Origin of the sequence: Streptomyces sp. URMC 126 (assembly GCF_051386555.1) — a bacterium.
In the GTDB taxonomy this organism is placed as follows: Bacteria; Actinomycetota; Actinomycetes; order Streptomycetales; family Streptomycetaceae; genus Streptomyces.
Genome location: NZ_JBPQTX010000006.1, coordinates 18,562 through 33,817 on the forward strand (window position 1 = coordinate 18,562; position 15,256 = coordinate 33,817).

At 72.1% G+C, this 15,256-nt stretch carries 12 protein-coding genes; all 12 read right to left on the bottom strand.

Translation table 11 applies throughout. From position 1 onward, the window contains the following. Nucleotides 1-35: 35 nt before the first annotated feature. On the bottom strand, nucleotides 36-1,478 hold the full coding sequence (locus ACSNOK_RS01660; protein WP_436778703.1) for an aspartate aminotransferase family protein: 1,443 nt from the start codon (nucleotides 1,476-1,478) through the stop codon (nucleotides 36-38). Beyond that, nucleotides 1,475-3,400, bottom strand: a complete 1,926-nt coding sequence (gene dxs, locus ACSNOK_RS01665; RefSeq protein WP_436778704.1) for a 1-deoxy-D-xylulose-5-phosphate synthase — start codon at nucleotides 3,398-3,400, stop codon at nucleotides 1,475-1,477. Before dxs ends, ACSNOK_RS01660 begins: the two co-directional genes overlap by 4 nt. 148 nt (nucleotides 3,401-3,548) lie before the next feature. Then, nucleotides 3,549-4,685, bottom strand: a complete 1,137-nt coding sequence (gene ispG / locus ACSNOK_RS01670) for a flavodoxin-dependent (E)-4-hydroxy-3-methylbut-2-enyl-diphosphate synthase (RefSeq protein WP_436778739.1) — start codon at nucleotides 4,683-4,685, stop codon at nucleotides 3,549-3,551. Between the two features lie 35 nt (nucleotides 4,686-4,720). Next, entirely contained in the window at nucleotides 4,721-5,743 is a 1,023-nt protein-coding gene (gene hpnH / locus ACSNOK_RS01675) for an adenosyl-hopene transferase HpnH (protein WP_436778705.1), read from the bottom strand. A gap of 5 nt (nucleotides 5,744-5,748) precedes the next feature. After that, nucleotides 5,749-6,405, bottom strand: coding sequence for a phosphorylase family protein (locus ACSNOK_RS01680; RefSeq protein WP_436778706.1), 657 nt, complete (start codon nucleotides 6,403-6,405; stop codon nucleotides 5,749-5,751). Next, entirely contained in the window at nucleotides 6,405-8,426 is a 2,022-nt protein-coding gene (gene shc / locus ACSNOK_RS01685; RefSeq protein ID WP_436778707.1) for a squalene--hopene cyclase, read from the bottom strand. The genes ACSNOK_RS01680 and shc overlap by 1 nt, the downstream gene beginning before the upstream one ends. Before the next feature lie 119 nt (nucleotides 8,427-8,545). Further along, complete coding sequence (locus ACSNOK_RS01690; RefSeq protein ID WP_436778708.1) at nucleotides 8,546-9,637, bottom strand: polyprenyl synthetase family protein; 1,092 nt, start codon at nucleotides 9,635-9,637, stop codon at nucleotides 8,546-8,548. A gap of 61 nt (nucleotides 9,638-9,698) precedes the next feature. Further along, nucleotides 9,699-11,150, bottom strand: a complete 1,452-nt coding sequence (gene hpnE, locus ACSNOK_RS01695; protein ID WP_436778709.1) for a hydroxysqualene dehydroxylase HpnE — start codon at nucleotides 11,148-11,150, stop codon at nucleotides 9,699-9,701. A gap of 103 nt (nucleotides 11,151-11,253) precedes the next feature. After that, nucleotides 11,254-12,201, bottom strand: a complete 948-nt coding sequence (gene hpnD / locus ACSNOK_RS01700) for a presqualene diphosphate synthase HpnD (RefSeq protein WP_436778710.1) — start codon at nucleotides 12,199-12,201, stop codon at nucleotides 11,254-11,256. Next, nucleotides 12,198-13,097 (bottom strand): squalene synthase HpnC, encoded by a 900-nt coding sequence (gene hpnC / locus ACSNOK_RS01705; protein ID WP_436778711.1) that lies wholly within the window; start codon nucleotides 13,095-13,097, stop codon nucleotides 12,198-12,200. The genes hpnD and hpnC overlap by 4 nt, the downstream gene beginning before the upstream one ends. A 393-nt stretch (nucleotides 13,098-13,490) precedes the next feature. Continuing rightward, the gene (locus tag ACSNOK_RS01710) at nucleotides 13,491-14,279 is read right to left on the bottom strand and encodes an ABC transporter ATP-binding protein (RefSeq protein WP_436778712.1); all 789 of its coding nucleotides are present in this window, start codon (nucleotides 14,277-14,279) and stop codon (nucleotides 13,491-13,493) included. Then, a complete protein-coding gene (locus tag ACSNOK_RS01715) occupies nucleotides 14,272-15,207 on the bottom strand; it encodes an ABC transporter permease (RefSeq protein WP_436778713.1) in 936 nt (311 codons plus the stop codon). The genes ACSNOK_RS01710 and ACSNOK_RS01715 overlap by 8 nt, the downstream gene beginning before the upstream one ends. Between the last annotated feature and the right edge of the window lie 49 nt (nucleotides 15,208-15,256).

Here is a 15,256-nt window from a genome sequence, read left to right on the forward strand (position 1 = left end):
CGGCTTGAGGAGTGGGTTTCCGGCCATGAACGGCCTCATCGGTTGACCACGGCCTGCTTCACGAGCGTCCGCCCGAAGTCCCACATCAACGACCCACCCCCGTGCGCCTCGTCCATCACCGCGGTGAACGCCGTCACGAAGCGGTCCACCTCCCGCTCGCCGATGATCAGCGGCGGAATCAGCTTGATGACCTCCAGGTGATCACCCGACACCTGAGTCAGAATGCGGTGCTTCTGGAGCAGCGGCACGACCACCATCTGCGCGAACAGCCCCTTGCGCGCGGCCTGGAGCATCGTCCACCGCCCGCGCAGCGCGAGCGACTTGGGCCGCCCGAACTCGATGCCGATCATCAGTCCCCGCCCCCGCACGTCGTGCAGCAGCTCGTACTTGTCGACGAGGGCGGCCAGCCGCGACCGCAGCAGCTCGCCGGTGACCCGGGCGTTCTCGACGACGCGTTCGTCCTCCATGACGGAGAGGACGGCGAGGCCGGCGGCCATGGCCTGGGCGTTGGAGCCGAAGCTGGCGGAGTGGACGAGGACCCGGTCCATGGAGGAGTAGACCTTCTTGAAGATCCAGTCCTTGCCCAGGGTGGCCCCGACCGGGACATAGCCGCCGGACAGCGACTTGGCGACACACACCAGGTCGGGCTCGACGCCGTCCTCGTGCTGGTAGGCGAAGAACTTCCCGGTGCGCCCGAGCCCGGTCTGCACCTCGTCGGTGATGAGCAGCGCCTTGTGCCGGTGCAGCAGTTCCCGGGCGGCGCGCAGGAAGCCGGGCGGGGGCATGTGCACGCCCTTGCCCTGGATCGGCTCGACGACGAAGGCGGCGACGTCGCCGCGGCGCAGTTCCCGCTCCAGCGCGTCCAGGTCGCCCAGCTCGATCGCCGTGTCCGGGAGGAGCGGGGCGAAGCCGTCGCGGAAGCCGCTCTCGCCGTTGACGGAGAGCGAGCCGGTGGTGAGGCCGTGGAAGGCGTGCGCGCAGTAGAGGACGCGCGGTTTGCCCGTGGCGTAGCGGGCGAACTTCAGGGCGGTCTCGACCGCCTCCGTCCCGCTGTTGCCGAAGAACACCCGGTCCAGGTGCGGGGCGTGCGCGAGCAGCTTCTCGGCGAGCAGGCCGGGCAGCGGCGGGCAGTCGAAGCGGGTGAGGTCGGCGAGGGAGGCGTCCAGCACGTCGTGCAGGGCCTTGCGGACGACGGGGTGGTGCCGGCCGAGGCCCATCACGCCGAAGCCGGCGAGCATGTCGAGGTAGTCGTCGCCGTCGGCGTCCCAGAAGTAGGCGCCCTCGGCCCGCTCGTACACCTTGTCGAAGCCGATGGTGTGCAGCATGCGCGGCAGTTGGTGGTTGAGGTGCCGGGCGTGCAGTTCGTACCGCTCGGCGCCGCGCTCGGCGAGCAGCCGGGCGAGGTCGAAGCCCTTGGCGTCCCCGGTGTCCTTGACGTGCTTGACGTCCTTCACGTCCTCGGTGGGTTCGACGGTCATGCGTTCTCCTCACGCGCCGGGGCGGCGGCCCGGAGCGGGCCCTCCCCGGCCTCCTTGCGGGCCAGGACCGCGCTGATCCGGCCGGCGGTCTCGGCGGGGGTGAGGCCCAGGTCGGCCAGCACCTCGGAACGTTTGGCGTGCGCCAGGAACTGCTCCGGAATGCCGATGGTCTCGACGGGCAGGTCCACGTCCGCGTCGCGCAGCGCCTGGGCGACGGCCCAGCCGACGCCGCCGGCGCGGCTGTTGTCCTCCAGGACTGCCACCATCCGGTGGCCGGCGGCGAGGGCGGGCAGTTCCGGGTCGACCGGCTTGACCCAGCAGGGGTCGACGACGGTGCAGCCGGTGCCGCGGGCGGCCAGCAGGTCGGCGGCCTCCAGCGCGACCTCGGCCATGGTGCCGACGGCGACGAGCAGCACGTCGGGCGTCCCGGCGCGGTGCAGGACGTCCATGCCGCCGACGCGCTCCACCGCCGGGATGTCCGCGCCGACGGTCGCTTTGGGGAAGCGGACGACGGTGGGGGCGTCGGAGACGTCGACGGCCTCGCGGAGCTGGGCCCGCAGCCGTGCGGCGTCGCGCGGGGCGGCGATCCGCAGGCCGGGGACGACCTGGAGGACGGACATGTCCCACATGCCGTTGTGCGAGGGCCCGTCGGTGCCGGTGACGCCCGCCCGGTCGAGGACGAAGGTGACGCCGCACCGGTGCAGGGCCACGTCCATCAGCACCTGGTCGAAGGCGCGGTTGAGGAAGGTGGCGTACACGGCGAACACCGGGTGCAGACCGCCCGTCGCCAGCCCGGCCGCCGAGGTCGCCGCGTGCTGCTCGGCGATGCCCACGTCCCAGACGCGGTCGGGGAAGCGCTCGGCGAACTTCGTCAGCCCCACGGGGTGGAGCATCGCGGCGGTGAGCGCCACCACGTCCGGCCGCTCGGCGCCGATGCGGACCATCTCGTCGCCGAAGACCGACGTCCACGAGGTGCCGGAAGCGGGGGCGAGCGGCTCGCCGGTGAGCGAGTTCATCACGCCGACGGTGTGGAAGCGGTCCGCCTCGTCCTCCAGCGCGGGCCCGTAACCGCGGCCCTTCTCCGTCCTGACGTGCACCAGGACCGGGCCGTGGAAGCGCTTGGCGCGGCGCAGCGCCGACTCGACGGCGGCGATGTCGTGCCCGTCTATCGGCCCGAGGTACTTCAGGCCGAGGTCCTCGAACATGCCCTGGGGGGCGAAGGCGTCCTTGAAGCCCTTCTTCGCGCCGTGCAGCGACTCGTAGAGGGGCTTGCCGATCAGGGGCAGGCCCTGGATGGTCTCCTTGCCGCGCGCGAGGAAGCGCTCGTAGCCGTCCGTGGTGCGCAGGGTGGCCAGGTGGTCGGCGAGGCCGCCGATGGTGGGCGCGTAGCTGCGTTCGTTGTCGTTGACGACGATGATCAGCGGGCGGTCCTTGGCGGCGGCGATGTTGTTGAGCGCCTCCCAGGCCATGCCGCCGGTGAGGGCGCCGTCGCCGATGACGGCGACGACGTGCCGGTTCCAGCGGCCGAGTACCTGGTTGGCCTTGGCGAGGCCGTCGGCCCAGCTCAGCACGGTGGAGGCGTGGCTGTTCTCGATGACGTCGTGCTCGGACTCCTCGCGGGAGGGGTAGCCGGAGAGGCCGCCCTTGCTGCGGAGCTTGGAGAAGTCCTGCCGTCCGGTGAGCAGTTTGTGGACGTACGACTGGTGTCCGGTGTCCCAGAGGACGCGGTCGGACGGGGAGTCGAAGGAGCGGTGCAGGGCGATGGTGAGCTCCACCACGCCGAGGTTGGGGCCGAGGTGGCCGCCCGTCCTGGCCACGGCGTGCACCAGGAAGTGGCGGATCTCCTCCGCGAGTTCGTCCAGGTCCTCCGCGCCCAGTGCCTTCAGGTCCCGCGGACCGCGGATGTTCTCCAGCAGCGACACGCCGGCCCCCTCCTTAGCTCAGTCGGCCTTGTCTGTTCCGGGCCGCCGCCGGGCCGTCCCGCGCCGCCGGATCTCTCCGGCCGCCCTCGGGCCCGTCGGCTTCCCGGTCGGCCCCGGCCCCTCGCGCCGGGTCCCGTGTCGGTTCTCGCTAACCGGTCACGGTCACGGCGGGCGGCCCCGAGGGCACGCCCGCCGCCGCCATGCCGTCGGCCAGCTTCATCGCTTCGTCGATGAGGGTCTCGACGATCTTCGACTCGGGGACGGTCTTGATGACCTCGCCCTTCACGAAGATCTGCCCCTTGCCATTGCCGGACGCCACACCCAGGTCCGCCTCACGCGCCTCACCCGGACCGTTGACCACACAACCCATCACGGCCACCCGCAGCGGCACCTCCATGCCCTCCAGGCCCGCCGTCACCTCGTCCGCCAGCTTGTAGACGTCCACCTGCGCCCGCCCGCACGACGGACACGAGACGATCTCCAGTCGGCGCTGGCGCAGATTCAGCGACTCCAGGATCTGGATGCCGACCTTGACCTCCTCCGCCGGCGGCGCCGACAGCGAGACGCGGATCGTGTCCCCGATGCCCTCCGACAGCAGCGCGCCGAAGGCCACCGCCGACTTGATCGTGCCCTGGAACGCCGGGCCCGCCTCCGTCACGCCCAAGTGCAGCGGGTAGTCGCACTGGGCGGCGAGCTGGCGGTAGGCGTTGACCATCACGACCGGGTCGTTGTGCTTGACCGAGATCTTGATGTCCCGGAAACCGTGCTCCTCGAACAGCGACGCCTCCCACAGAGCCGACTCCACCAGCGCCTCCGGCGTGGCCTTGCCGTACTTCCGCAGCAGACGCCGGTCCAGCGACCCGGCGTTCACCCCGATCCGGATCGGGGTGCCGGCCTCGGAGGCCGCCTTCGCGATCTCCTTGACCTTGTCGTCGAACTGCTTGATGTTCCCCGGGTTCACCCGCACCGCCGCGCAGCCCGCGTCGATCGCCGCGAACACGTACTTCGGCTGGAAGTGAATGTCCGCGATCACCGGGATCTGCGACTTCGCCGCGATCACCTTCAACGCGTCGGCGTCGTCCTGCGTCGGACACGCCACCCGCACGATCTGGCAGCCCGACGCCGTCAGCTCCGCGATCTGCTGCAACGTCGCACCGATGTCCGACGTCCGCGTGGTCGTCATCGACTGCACCGACACCGGCGCGTCCCCACCCACGGCCACCGACCCGACCCGGATCTGCCGGCTGACCCTGCGGTCGGCGATCCGGAGCGGGACGGAGGGCATGCCGAGGGCGACCGGTTCCGTCACGGTCACGGCCGTCAGTCCCGGTTGCCCGAGACGGTCTCGCGGACGGCGCGCAGGGACTCCTTGAGCGAGCCCATGGTCGCCAGCACGGCGGTGGGCTCGTAGCCGCAGTGCGCCATGCAGTTGGCGCACCGCGGGTCCTTGCCGCGGCCGTACTTGTCCCAGTCGGTCTCCTCGACCAGCTGCCGGTACGTGGGCACGTACCCGTCGCTCATCAGGTAGCAGGGGCGCTGCCAGCCGAAGAGCGAGTAGTTGGGGATGGCCCAGGCGGTGCAGGGGAAGTCGGCCTTGCCCTCCAGGAAGTCCAGGAAGAGGGGGCTGTGGTTGAGCCGCCACCGCTTGCGGTTGCCGCCGGCGAACGCCTTGGAGAAAAGCTCCCGGGTCTGCTCGACGCCCAGGAAGTGGTCCTGGTCCGGGGCCTTCTCGTAGGCGTAGGCGGGCGAGATCATCATCTCGTCCACCTTCAGGTCGTCGTTGAGGTAGTTGAGCACCTCGACGATGGTCTGGGGGGTGTCGGTGTTGAAGAACGTCGAGTTGGTGGTGACCCGGAAGCCGCGCCGCTTGGCCTCCTTGATGGCCGCCACCGCCTCGTCGAAGACGCCCTCCTTCGCCACGGACTCGTCGTGCCGCTCGCGCAGCCCGTCGATGTGCACCGCGAAGGCGAAGTACCGGGAGGGCGTGAACTTGTCGAGCTTCTTGCGCAGCAGCATGGCATTGGTGCAGAGGAAGACGTATTTCCTCCTGGCCACCAACTGGCGCACGATCTCGTCGATCTGAGGGTGCATCAGGGGCTCGCCGCCCGCGATGGAGACCATCGGCGCGCCGGACTCCAGCACCGCGCCGACCGCCTGCGCCACCGGCATGCGCTGTTTCAGGATTCCCGCCGGATGCTGGATCTTGCCGCAGCCCTCGCACTTCAGGTTGCAGGCGAAAAGGGGTTCCAGTTCCACGATCAACGGGAACTTCTCCCGCCTGCGCAGCTTCTGTTCTGCGAGATAGGTGCCTACGCGAATGGACTGACGAAGCGGCATTGCCATCTGGCTCACCTCCTGGGGAGCAGCAAAGAACGGTGCCATGCAAAAAAGGCCGGCAGGACGGTGCGCAGCACACGGAATGCCGATATTCCACCGCGCAGGGTCCCGATGCGGACAAGCTCGTGTTCGGGGGCGTCGACGACCACTCGGACGGCCGCAACCGGGCGCGGACCGGCCCGGACGGCGCTTCTGAGGGTGGCGGCGGACTCCATGTCCACCGCGAGCGCCCCCGAGGCGTGCAGGGCGGATCGTTCCGCCCCGCGCACCACATGGTCGGAACCTACCAGTGGGCCGGTGTGGATGGTCCGCCTGGGTACCACCCGGGCGAGCTCCTTGGCGAGGAGCTCCACACCGGTGCACTCGGTACGCCCCTCGGCGTCCCGGGTCTCGTCGGCGACGACCAGGTCCCCGGGGTGCATCCCGGGGGCCAGGCCGGCGCAGAACCCGGTGGCGATCACGGCGGCGTCGGCGAGCGCGGCGTACCGGCCGTCGCCGCCGAGCGCCGCGGTCACGGCACGGTCCGCCGCCTGCGGGCCCATGCCCGTCCGCAGGATGGTGGCGGAGCCCGCCGCGCCGTGCCGGCCGCCGCGCAGGGCGAGGCGCTCGATGCCCAGGGCGCAGGCGACCAGCAGGGGCGCTACGGGTGGTTCCGTGCCGGGATCCATCATGCCTCCCGGGCAGCGAAGGGTTCGCCGTGCAGGTAGCGGCCGAGGGCCGTGAGCGGGAACACCTGCCGGTACAGGTGGTAGTTGATGGAGAAGTCCCAGGGGAAGCCGGTGCCGGTGAAGTACGGCTCGTCCCAGGAGCCGTCCGGGCGCTGGGTCTCGGCCAGCCAGGCCACCCCGCGTGCCACGGCCGGGCTGTCCCGCCCCCCCGCCGCCAGCAGGGCGAGCAGGGCCCAGGCGGTCTGGGAGGCGGTGGAGGCCCCGCGGCCCATCCAGTCGGCGTCGCGGTAGGAGCGCAGGTCCTCGCCCCAGCCGCCGTCGGCGTTCTGGACGCTCTCCAGCCAGGCCACGGCCCGCCGGAGGGCGGGGTGGGAGCCGGGCAGGCCCGCGGCGACGAGCGCGGGGACCACCGCGCCGGTGCCGTAGACGTAGTTGACGCCCCAGCGGCCGAACCAGGCGCCGCACTCCTCCTGTTCGGCGAGCAGCCACTCGATGCCCCCGCGCGCGCGGGGGTCGTGCTGTTTGCCGAGGACGGCCAGCGCCTCCACCACGTGGGCGGTCACGTCCGCGGAGGGCGGGTCGATGACCTCGCCGAAGTCGCAGAACGGGAGCCGGTTGGGGAAGGGGCTGGTGTTGTCGACGTCGAACGCCGCCCAGGCGCCGTTCCGCGACCGCATCCCCACGGTCCAGCGCATGGCCCGCCGGACGGCCTCCTGGACGCGCGCCGGGTCCGGGTGGCGGACCCGCAGCAGCGCGAGCACCACCTCGGCGGTGTCGTCGACGTCCGGGTAGTTGTCGTTGTGGAACTCGAACGCCCAGGCGCCCGGCTGGAGTTTGGGGCGCCGGACGGACCAGTCGCCGGGCCGCAGCACCTGCTCGTCGAGCATCCAGTCGGCGGCCTTCACCAGCGCCGGGTGGTCGGGGGCGAGCCCGGCGTCGGCGAGGGCGATGGTGGCCAGGCAGGTGTCCCAGACCGGGGACTGGCAGGCCTCGATCATCCGGACCGGCTCGCCGTCCGCGTCCTCGCGCCAGACGGCGAAGCGGTCCAGCGACTCCAGGCCCGCGCGCAGCACCGGGTGCTCCAGGTCGTAGCCGAGGAGGTGGAGGGCGATGACGGAGTACACCGCCGGGGGCTGGATGCCGCCCCAGCAGCCGTCGTTCTCCTGGCGCTCGACGATCCAGCGGGCGGCGGCGTTGAGCGCGGCGCGGCGCAGCGGGCGGACGGCGACCCTGCGGTAGGCGTGCAGCGCCTTGTCCAGGCGCTGGAAGAAGCCGTCCCAGGAGGCGGCCGGCGCGGGCGGGCGCGGCGGGTTGGGGCGGCGGGGGTCGGTGTGCAGCTCGTCGAGGGCGAACGGCGCGGGCCGGACGGGCCGGTGGGCGCCGACGACGGTGAGGGGCACGATGGTCTGCCGGGCCCAGCAGGCGAAGTCGTAGATGTTCAGCGGCATCCACTTGGGGAGGAACATGATCTCCGGAGGCATCTCCGGGAGGTCCTCCCACTTCCACCAGCCGAAGAGGGCCAGCCAGATCCGGGTGAAGACCCGGGTGGCGGCGATGCCGCCGTGCTCGCGGACCCAGGCGGAGGCGGCGGCCATGTGGACGTCGTCGGGGGCGTCCCCGGCGAGGCGGAGGGCCACGTACGCCTCGACGGTGGCGGACAGCTCGCCCGGCCCGCCGTGGAAGGTGGCCCAGGTGCCGTCGGGCCGCTGCTGGGAGCGGATCCAGCGGGCGGCGGCGCGGGTGGTGCGGTCGTCCCTGATCCCCAGGAACTCGCGGAGCAGCAGGTCCTCGGCGTCCATGGTGACATTGGTCTCCAGGTCGCCCTTCCACCATCCCCGCTCGTCCTGGCGGGACAGGAGGTACTCGGTCGCCCGGGCGGTGGCCCGCTCGGCGGCGGCGCGGACGGCGGCCGGTGCTCCGCCGGCCGCCTCCTCCTTCACTTCTGTCACAGCGGTGGCACTGTGACCGGCCTCGGCCGCACGGGGCAGGAGAGCCCCGGCGCCGTCGGTCGTCGCTGTCATGGTTTCCCCTAATGCAGTGAGTTGCTTCTCTGCCGTACTGCCGTACCTGGGGTTTCCGTCGACCGACGCGAGCAGCGCGCCGGCCGGCGACCGCGATGGCTAGTTCGGGTGAATACTCATCATCTCTTTCGTACTACAACGAAGTCCGACAGCGCGACGAGACGGGCCCGGATATCTGACGGGATGTCAACTCCGTCCAGCGCCTCGATCGCCGTCGCGTGCTGCCGGCGGGCCTCCTGGGAGGTCCACTCCCGGCCGCCGGCCTCCTCGATCAACGCCGCGCGGCTGGCGAATTCTTCCTCGTCGAAGTCGGCGAGCTGGGCGTCGGTCAGCTTCGCGTCCTCGGCGAGGATGCGGGCCAGCCGCTCGGAAGCCGGTCCGCCGGCCGCCAGGGCCGCCACGACCGGCAGCGACTTCTTGCGCTGCCGCAGATCGCTCCAGGTCTGCTTGCCGGTGGCCTCCGGGTCGCCCCAGATGCCGAGCAGGTCGTCGACCGCCTGGAAGGCCAGGCCCATGTGGTAGCCGTACGCCTCCAGGACGTCGGCCGTGCGGTCGTCGGCCCCGCCGAGCACCGCGCCGATGGAGGCGGCGCAGGCCAGCAGGGCTCCGGTCTTGTTGCCCTCCATCTCCAGGCACTCCGCCACGGTGACCCGCTCGCGGTGCTCGTACGAGATGTCCTGGGCCTGGCCGTCGATCAGCTTGCGGGTCGCGGTGGTCAGCCGGCGGGTGGCCCGGCCGGCCTCGGCCGTGCCCAGCTCCAGCAGCACCTCGTTCGCGAGCGCGAACAGAGCGTCGCCTACGAGGATGGCCTGCGCCGGCCCGTGCACCTTCCACACGGTGTCGCGGTGCCGGCGCTGCTCGTCGCCGTCCATCAGGTCGTCGTGCAGCAGCGAGAAGTTGTGCACGAGCTCCACGGCCACCGCCCCCGGCACGCCCGTCTCCGGGGCGGCGCCGGCGGCCTCGGCCGACAGCAGGGCCAGGGCGGGGCGGACGGCCTTGCCGCTGTCGCCGTCCGTCGGCCGCCCGTCGACGTCGATCCAGCCGAAGTGGTAGGCGGCCACGGTGTCCATCGGTGCCGCGAGCCGGTTGACGGCGGCACGCAACACCGGCGCGGCGAGCGTCCGTCCGCGCTCCAACAGGGCGCTGACGTCGCCGGTATCGCAGGCTGGGATCGCCGAAGTCACGGTCTCTCCTCTGGTGATCGTGCTCACGCGCGCCCCGTTCGGGGGGCGCGCGCCGTGGGGGTGCCCCCTCTGGGGCGGGCTCGCTGGGTCATACCGCCTCCCGCACGGGGCTGCGATAGGTCCGGCCGAGCCCGGCGAGAGCCGCGTCCGCGGCGTTGAGACCACTGCGCACGGCGCCCTCCATGGTCGCGGGCCAGCCGGTGGCGGTCCACGCGCCGGCCAGGAACAGGCCCGGCGCGTCGGTCCGGGCGCCCGGCCGCAGCCGGCCGACGCCCGGTGCGGGGGCGAACGTCGCTGTCCGCTCCCGGGTCACGAAGAAGTCCCGCACGCCGGCGCCGCGGGCGGCCGGCAGCAGCCGCTCCAGCTCGGGCAGGTAGCGCGCCCGCAGCTCGGCGACCGGCCGGTCGATGTCGTCCTGCGCGGCCGACTGGGAGACCGCCAGGTACTGCCCGGTCGCGGTGCGTTCCGCCAGCCCCGAGGAGTGCGTCCGGTCGAAGACCCACTGCACGGGACTGCCGAGCGCCGTGAAGAACGGCTGCCGCAGGACTTTGCGATCATAAATCACATGCAGGTTGAGGATCGGCGCGGTGCCGATCTCCAGCAGCCGCCCGGCGTCGGGCAGCGCGCCGTCCGGCAGCAGGGCGTGCGTCTCCCGCTGCGGGACGGCGAGCACGACGGTGTCGGCCGCCAGCCGCTCCCCGGTGCCGGGGCCGGTCTCCGTCTCCACCCGCCAGCGGCCGTCGGCGGCGCGGTCGAGCCCGGTGACACGGGTGCGCAGCGCGACCCGTACCCCGGCCTTGTCCAGCGCGGCCCGGGCCCGGGTGTCGTGCAGCTCGCCCAGCGGCACGCTCGCCCAGCCGATGTCGGCGGCGCCCGGCTCGGAGAGCAGCCCGGTCTTGAAGACCTTCGCGGCCAGCCCCATCGCCGCCTGGTCGGCGGTGGCGTTCAGGGTGGCGACGCCCACCAGGTCCCACAGCGCCTCGACGGTCCGCGCCGACTGCCCGTGGCGGTGCAGCCAGGTGGCGAAGTCGACGTCGTCCAGGGCCGGGTCGGCGGGGTCGAGCCCGCGCAGCGCCAGCGCGGCGCGGCCGACGCTCATCCGCTCGGCGAACGACAGGTGCGGGTAGGTGGCCAGGCTCGCCGCCAGGTGCAGCGGGACCGGCAGCGCGGACCGGCGCAGCCGGCCCAGGCGCGGACGGCCCGAGCGGTGGCCGACGTCCAGGACGGGGACGTCGAGCCGGTCCTGCACGGTGGCGAGGTGGCCCGCGTCGACCCGGTCGAGGAACCAGCGGTAGGCGGTGCAGCAGCGCAGGAAGACGTGCTGGCCGTTGTCGACGGTCAGCTCGCCCCGTCGGAACGAGAAGGCGAGGCCGCCCAGCCGGGGGCGGCCCTCCAGCAGGGTGACGCGCAGCCCGGCGTCGGCGAGCTCCAGCGCCGCCGTGACGCCGGCGAGTCCGCCCCCGACCACCACGGCGGCCGCCCCCTCGGGGCGCCCGGACCGGTCGGCCGGAGGTACGGCGGGTGCGTCCGTCTCCGTCATGCTCCCACCCTTCTGGCTGCTGTCAGGGACGCGTCCACGCCGTCGGAGGTTGCGTCCCCGAGCGGGGCCCGCGCGTCCGGCCCGCCGGTGCGGGCGGGGGTCATCAAGCGCGCCCCCTGGCGGTCTGCCGGACGCTGCGCGCGTCGTAACCGGACAGCCCGCGGACGGCCACCAGGGCCTTCTCCCGGCCGGGGAGCGAGACCCGGCCGCGCAGCACGGCCTGCGGGGTCTCGGCGATGCGGTCGAGCAGCCGGCGGTAGATGCCGGACATGGCGGCGACGCAGGCGCCGCTGCGCCGGTCGAGCATCGGCAGCAGCCGCATCCCCTCGGCGAACAGCGCGCGGGCGCGGCGGACCTCGAAGGCCACCAGGCCGGTGAAGTCGGCACCCTCCGGCGGCACGGCGGAGCCGAACCCGGCCGAGCAGCCGAACTTGGCGAGGTCGTCGGAGGGCAGGTACGTCCGGCCGTTGGCCGCGTCCTCCCGGACGTCGCGCAGGATGTTGGTGAGCTGGAGCGCCAGCCCCAGCGTATTGGCGTACTCGGAGGCGCGTTCGGTATCCCGTGCGCCGGGCACGGTGCCGAACACGCCGAGCGAGAGCCGTCCGATCGACCCCGCGACGCAGCGGCAGTACACCGCGAGGTCGTCCCAGGTCTCGTAGGTCTCGCCGCGAACGTCCATCTGGACGCCGTCGATCAGTTCGTCGAGCGCGCCGAGCGGAATGGGAAAGCGCCGCGCGGCGTGCGCCAGGGCGACGGCCACCGGGTCGGTGTCGTCCTCCTCGACGCCGCCGTCCCTTATCCGGCCCAGCACGGCGCGCGTCTCCTCCAGCCGGAGCCGCTTGGACTCGTCGTCCAGCGGTCCGTCCCCGATGTCGTCGACCCGCCGGGAGAAGGCGTACAGCGCCGACATGGCCCGCCGCTTGGCGGTGGGCAGCAGCCTGATCCCGTAGCTGAAGTTGCCGGCCTGCTGTCCGGTGACGGCCTCGCAGTAGCTGTACGCGGCGAGTACCGGTGCGGACGCGTGTGGCGTTCCGATCACGGTCCCGCTCACCCCTCTCTTCGCAGTGTCGCCCCCACCTCGCGCAGCATGCTGAGCTTGGTGGGCTTGGGCGGTCCGGGGAGTACGTCGTGTCCCGCGGCGGCGACCGCCCGGAGCGCGGCCCTCCCCCCGCCCACGAACCCCGCGAGCAACAGCTTCAGCCTGCCGTGGACGCTACCCACCAGGGGGGTCCCTTCATTCAGCAGGCACCGGGCGCGTTCCGCCTCGAACGCGACCAGGGCGCGCACCGACGCGCCCGCGCTGGGCCGTGCGAGGTCGGCCTCGCTCACCCGGAAACGTTCCATGTCCTCGGCCGGGAGGTAGATCCTGTCACGTGCCAGGTCCTCGGCCACGTCCTGGAGGTGCTCGACGATCTGGAGCGCCGTGCAGACCGCGTCCGAGCGGCGGATCCGCTCCGGGCTGGCCGTGTCGGTGACGCCGAGCACGAGCCGGCCGACGGGGTTCGCCGACAGCTCGCAGTAGGCGAGCAGGTCGTCGTACGTGGCGTAGCGGCGCACCCGCTGGTCCATCCGGTTGGCCTCGATCAGGCCCAGGAAGGGCTCCGGGGTGAGGCCGTGGCGCCGGACCATCGGCCGGATCCGCCGCAGCAGCGGGTGCCGGGGGCCGGTGCCGTGGGCGTCGAAGACCCGCCGCAGGTCGGCCTCGAAGGCGTCGAGCATCGCGATCCGGTCGTCCGCCTGCTCGCGGTCGAGCCCCAGCAGCTCGGCGTCGCGCCCGCCGGGGGCCACGTCGCCGTCGCCGATGTCGTCGACCAGCCGCGCGTAACCGTAGATCGCCATCAGATCGTCACGCCGGGCGCGCGGCAGGAAGAACGGCGCGACCGGGAAGTTCTCGTGCGCGGCCTTGTCGAGCACGGCACGCGCGTGCGCGTCCGTCCCCGCGGTCATCGCGGGCTGCCCGGACCACAGACGGCGTATGCGCCTCTGATCTGGAGAGGCCCCGCAGCCAACACAGCCATCGCCGTCACATCTCCCGTTCTACACTGCCGACCCAGAACATCCTATTTCGGACACGCCGCAGCGCGGCCTCCTGCCCTGCTCCCCCGTGAGCCGCCCCTGAAACGCCCCTGGTGCCCGGCGCCTCCCGGCGCCTTCCCGGCACAGCACGCTACAGCGTACGCCGTACAAGCACGGGCTCTTCGCCGAGGTCCGTGCTTGATCCATACAATGCCACGCCCCGCCGTGACCGTCCCAGTCAATATGCGGGTCCATGTCATTTCGTACCGCGCCAACGGAACGGGCCCCCCGCCGCGCGGTGCGGCGGGAGGCCCGAATCCGCCCTCAGCGGGCGGTCTCCTTCTCGTAGGCCCGGACGACCTCGTCCGTCGGCCCGTCCATCAGCAACTGGCCGTGTTCCAGCCAGAGGACCCGGTCGCAGGTGTCCCGGATCGAGCGGTTGTTGTGACTCACCAGGAAGACCGTGCCCGCCTCCTGGCGGAGTTCGCGGACCCGGGCCTCCGAGCGCTTCTGGAACGACCGGTCACCGGTGGCCAGCGCCTCGTCGATCATCAGCACGTCGTGCTTCTTCGCCGCGGCGATGGAGAAGCGCAGCCGGGCCGCCATGCCGGACGAGTACGTCCGCATGGGCAGTGTGATGAAGTCGCCCTTCTCGTTGATGCCGGAGAAGTCGACGATGTCCTGGTACCGCTCGCGGATCTCCTCGCGGGTCATGCCCATCGCGAGACCGCCGAGGATGACGTTCCGCTCGCCGGTCAGGTCGTTCATCATCGCGGCGTTGACGCCCAGCAGGGACGGCTGGCCGTCGGTGTAGACCTTGCCGCGCTCGGTCGGCAGCAGCCCCGCGATGGCCTTCAGCAGCGTCGACTTGCCGGAGCCGTTGGAGCCGATGAGGCCGATCGCCTGCCCGCGGTACGCGGTGAAGCTCACGCCCTTCACGGCGTGCACCTCGCGCACGCCCGCGCTGGGGGCGCGCTTGACGATCCGGTTGAGCGCGGCGGTCGCGCTGCCCCGGCCGCTGTTGCCGCCGTAGACCCGGTAGACGATGTGGACGTCGTCCGCGATCACGGTGGGGATGCGGGCCCCGTCGGGGGCGGTTCTCTGTTCAGCCACGGCCGTACTGCTCCTCAGCCTTCCAGAAGTACACGAAGCCCCCGAGACCCACGAGCGCCGCCCAGCCGACGGCCAGCAGCCATACGTGCGGCGGCAGGTGGCTCGACCCGTAGCCGTCGATCAGCGAGTAGCGCATCAGGTCGATGTAGACGGCGGCCGGGTTGGCGCCCAGCACGTCGATGACCCAGCCGGGCGCGTGTGTCTTCTTCAGCGCCTCGACCATGTTGTACATCACACCGGACGCGTACATCCACGTCCGGAGGATGAACGGCAGGAGCTGCGCGAGGTCCGGGGTCTTGCTGCCCAGCCGGGCCAGGACCAGCGACAGGCCGGTGTTGAAGACGAACTGCAGCACCAGCACCGGCACGATCATCAGCCAGGACAGCGCCGGCATGTGCCCGAAGCCGACCAGGAAGACGAAGACCACGCACATCGAGAACAGCAGCTGCTGGAGCTGCTGGAGCGCGAAGGAGATGGGCAGCGCCGCCCGCGGGAAGTGCAGGGCGCGCACCAGCCCGAGGTTGCCCGCGATGGCCCGGACCCCGGAGAGGGCCGAGCTCTGGGTGAAGGTGAAGACGAACACGCCCGTCACCAGGAAGGGGATGTAGGTCCCCATCCCCATGCCCTTGCTCTGCTGCATCAGCACGCCGAAGATCAGCAGATAGACCATGGCGTTCAGCAGGGGCGTGGCCACGTGCCAGAGCTGCCCCAGCTTGGCCTTGCTGTACTGGGCCGTCATCTTGGCCCGGGAGAAGGCAAGGATGAAGTGCCGCCGGTCCCACAGCTGCCGGGCGTACTCCGGCAGCGACGGGCGGGCGCCGCTGACCGACAGGCCGTACTTCTTCGCCAGCTCGGCGGCCGACAGTCCGTCGTCGGGTGATGGTGCAGCACTCATGGCGACCGCACTGCCGTGCGTTGTCTCGCTCACTGTTGACACTTTCGTCCTCAAGGTGCGCTGCCGGGGACGGTCCCCCGGC